Annotated in this window: 3 protein-coding genes and 1 pseudogene; all 4 read right to left on the reverse strand. The window is 62.9% G+C overall.

Annotated features, from left to right (window positions below; translation table 11 throughout):
- Positions 1–348 (reverse strand): group II truncated hemoglobin (locus EN991_RS25440; protein ID WP_127369797.1); only part of this gene is annotated, 348 nt, incomplete at its 3' end.
- Positions 349–450: 102 nt separating this feature from the next.
- Entirely contained in the window at positions 451–2,091 is a 1,641-nt protein-coding gene (locus EN991_RS25445) for a hypothetical protein (RefSeq protein WP_127369798.1), read from the reverse strand.
- Positions 2,092–2,244: 153 nt separating this feature from the next.
- Entirely contained in the window at positions 2,245–3,420 is a 1,176-nt protein-coding gene (gene tuf / locus EN991_RS25450; protein ID WP_013531404.1) for an elongation factor Tu, read from the reverse strand.
- Between the two features lie 99 nt (positions 3,421–3,519).
- Positions 3,520–4,234: pseudogene (gene fusA / locus EN991_RS25455) on the reverse strand (elongation factor G); the annotation flags it as partial.

Here is a 4,234-nt window from a genome sequence, read left to right on the forward strand (position 1 = left end):
GCCCATGAAGGCCGAACGGAATTCCGGATCGTCAGGCAGGCCGACCGCGTCGGCGGCATCGGCCAGGAGGCTGATCCAGCGGCGGCGCTGCTCCTCGCTCAGATGCTTGCCCAGATGGTGCATGACCATCTCGCGGTGGCCGCCGAACTGCTCGCTGTAGGTCTTCGGTCCGCCGAAAACCTCGCCGATGAAGGCCGCGACATGGGCGGGGTGATCCGGCGACATGGTCTTGAACACCGGACCGACGATCGGGTCCTGCGCCACCTTGTCATAGAAGGTCTGGGTGAGCCGGTTCAAGGCCTCGCTGCCGCCGGCCCATTCGTAGAGTGTCGGGATATCCTGGCCCATTCTCGATCCTCCGCTTGCCTGAAGCCGCCAGCAGCGACGATAGCGGAAAAATCGAAAGCGGCTCAACCTGCCTCGATGGCCAGTTTCGGGCTCCGTCGCCCACTACAATTTGGCCGGCGCGTCAGCCTCGGCATTGGCGGAAGGCCGGATCCGGCAATTCTCGGGTCTTGGCACCGCCTCGCAAATGGTGGCGCCGGTCAGCGCGTCGACCGATTGCAGGCTCGTCGTCAGGCCAACCTTCAGCATCATGTCGGGTTCCAGCCGGCGCTCGACCGAGCGCCGCTCGATCGCCGCGAACAGGGCGGAACTGATCGCCATCTCCTCCAGGTAAGCCTTGACCATCAGCTTTTGCCCCATCGGGTAGAGGCTAAGTCGCGCCTGGGGACCGACAAGCCGCCTGATGCCGCCGGCAAGCATGAACGCGCAGGCCGAATCGCACTCCACGCCCGCATCGATGCTCAGCCCGGCATAGGCGCCCTCCTTGGCCAGGCGATTCCACGCTCCTGGGTCACAGCCGACGAAATCGGTGCGGCCAACGGCGACGTCGAGCTTCTTTTCATGGATAAGCCGTCCCGCCGCCAGGGCGCTGAACAGATCGCCTCCCTTCGAGCTGATCACGACAGGCAGTTGCCGTTTGCCGAGCGTGGCGAGCAGCTGGCGCAGCTTCTGCGGGGTCTGGGGGGTGATCGCGCCTTCCGCCGAGATCCATTCCGGGCAGTCTGGATTGCAGAGCGGATTGGTGCCGCGAACGACAACGAAGCGCATGTCTTCATCGCGCCGCGCCGCCTCGGGTTCGATCGCTGGCGGAGTAGGCCTGGCCGCGGTCGCCATCAGGCCATCAGGCTTGTTCCCCGGCACTTCCCGGCAATTCGTGGCCAGGCGGCCGGGTTCGCACAGGCTCGCCGCGGTCAACAGGCCCACGGCGTCCGTGCTGGTGACCAGCTTCATCGCCAGCATGTCATCGAGGGCGATCTGGTGGATTTCGCTGGCCGGGGTGCCCTTCATCGTTTCGAGCATGCTTTGTTCGATGCCCATCTGGTCCAGGTAGGCCGCCAGCTTTTTCTCCACCGACTTGCTCATTTCGTAGGTCTTGTAGCTGCCGGCGTTCTTGCGGCTGACGATCTTCGTGTTGAGGATCTTCTTCTTGCCCCCGACGATCCGATAGGTGGTCCGGTATTGCAATTTCGTGCGGATGTAGGTCGTGGTGATCTGATGGACGCCGAGATAGGCCCATTCGCCAGCCACTCGCCTGATGCCGCCGGCAAACATCAGAGGACAGGCGGAATTGCACATGGCGCCATAGTCGATGACATCGCCGAAGTAGCGGGCGTCACGGTCCTGGCACCCCTTCGCGTCGGGCTGGCAGCTGGAAAACACCGTCTTGCCGATGGCGATATCGAGCTTGTTCTTGCGGATCAGCCGGCCAAGCGTCAGCGCCGCCTCGACATTGCCGCCGGGAGAATCCACGACAACAGGCAGTTTCCGCCCGCCAAGCGTCTTCAGCATGCGTTTGAAGAGCGCCGGAGTTCCGGCTTCTATGGAGCCCTCGGCCGATATCCATTCCGGACAGATCGGCTCGCACCCCGCTGCGTTGCTGCGGACAATGCCGAACCGCATCGTCGGCCCAAGATCCGGCGCCGCATCCGCCGCGAAGGCTGCCGGGCCTGTGGCAAGCAACGCAATCAGCCAGGTCAGAGCCAGCGGCCACAATGCCCGACGATGAAAATACCGCCTTGGAACCATTTGGAAAAAGCCCCTTGATGCAACCTATACTAGACGAGGTCCAGAGCCTTGCAACAGGGTTCGGCCGACGGGGCGGCAGCCGATAGCCCGGCAAACAAAAAGGGCGGCCCGAAGACCGCCCTTTCTTGTCGATCCGGCGAATGCCGGGCTCGGTTATTCCTTGATGGTGACGACGATGCCGGCACCGACGGTGCGGCCGCCTTCACGGATAGCGAAGCGCAGCTTCTCTTCCATGGCGATCGGCACGATCAGCTCGACATCGACCGTGATGTTGTCGCCCGGCATCACCATCTCGGTGCCTTCCGGCAGCGACACGATGCCGGTCACGTCGGTCGTGCGGAAGTAGAACTGCGGACGGTAGTTGGTGAAGAACGGCGTGTGACGGCCTCCTTCGTCCTTGGTCAGGATGTAGGCTTCGGCCACGAACTTCTTGTGCGGCTTCACCGTGCCCGGCTTGGCCAGAACCTGGCCGCGCTCGACACCTTCACGATCAACGCCGCGCAGCAGCGCGCCGATGTTGTCGCCAGCCTGGCCCTGATCGAGCAGCTTGCGGAACATTTCCACGCCCGTGCAGGTCGTCTTGGTCGTCGGACGGATGCCGATGATCTCGAGTTCCTCGCCGACCTTGACCACGCCGCGCTCGACGCGGCCGGTCACGACCGTGCCGCGGCCCGAGATCGAGAACACGTCTTCGATCGGCATCAGGAACGGCTTGTCGAGCGGACGGACCGGCGTCGGGATGTAGGCATCGACCGCAGCCATCAGCTCGCGGATCGCGTCTTCACCGATCTTCTTGTCCGAGTCTTCGAGAGCAGCCAGAGCCGAACCCTTGACGATCGGAATGTCGTCGCCGGGGAATTCGTTCTTGGTCAGAAGCTCGCGAACCTCGAGCTCGACCAGTTCGAGCAGCTCGGCGTCGTCGACCTGGTCGACCTTGTTCAGGAACACCACGATCGACGGCACGCCGACCTGACGGGCCAGCAGGATGTGCTCGCGGGTCTGCGGCATCGGGCCGTCGGCGGCCGACACGACCAGGATCGCGCCGTCCATCTGCGCGGCGCCGGTGATCATGTTCTTCACATAGTCGGCGTGGCCGGGGCAGTCGACGTGAGCGTAGTGGCGGTTGGCCGTCTCGTATTCGACGTGAGCCGTCGAGATCGTGATGCCGCGCGCCTTCTCTTCAGGGGCAGCGTCGATCTGGTCGTAGCGCTTGTATTCGCCAAAATACTTGGTGATCGCCGCCGTCAGCGACGTCTTGCCATGGTCGACGTGGCCAATCGTGCCGATGTTCACGTGAGGCTTGTTACGCTCGAATTTACCTTTGGCCATAATCGTTCTCCGTCTATTCTACCCGCTTGGGGGAAATTGTTATTCGCTCTTCAGATCCGGCACCGCGCAAGAGACGCGACGTCGATGGCTAAGGAACCCTTACGCGTATTTCTTCTGGACTTCCTGGGCCACTGCGGTCGGGACCGGCTCGTAGTGATCGAACTGCATCGTGTAGGCCGCACGGCCCTGGCTCATCGAGCGCAGGTTGTCGACATACTTGAACATGTTGGCGAGCGGCACCATCGCGTTGATGACCACGGCGACACCACGTGCTTCCTGACCCTGGATCTGGCCACGACGACCGTTCAGATCGCCGATGACGCTGCCGACATAGTCTTCCGGCGTCACGACTTCGACCTTCATGATCGGCTCGAGCAGCTGCACGCCAAGCTTGGGTGCTGCTTCACGGAAGCAGGCGCGGCCGGCGATTTCGAAGGCCAGAACGCTGGAGTCGACATCGTGGTAAGCGCCGTCGATGAGGGTCGCCTTGACGCCGATCATCGGGAAGCCCGCGAACGGACCCAAGGTCATGACGCTGTTGATGCCCTTTTCGACACCAGGGATGTATTACTTCGGCACGGCGCCGCCGACGATCTTGGTATCGAACTCGAACTCGCTGCTATCGGGGTTCGGCTCGAACAGGATCTTGACGCGAGCGAACTGACCGGTACCGCCGGTCTGCTTCTTGTGCGTGTAGTCCTGCTCGTGCTTGCGGGTGATCGTCTCGCGATAGGCCACCTGTGGTGCGCCGACATTGGCCTCGACCGCATGCGTCGCGAGTTCAAGGTCGAGGCCAATGTCGGCGCACCACAGG

Source organism: Mesorhizobium sp. M7A.F.Ca.US.005.03.2.1, assembly GCF_003997795.1.
Lineage (GTDB): Bacteria > Pseudomonadota > Alphaproteobacteria > Rhizobiales > Rhizobiaceae > Mesorhizobium > Mesorhizobium ciceri.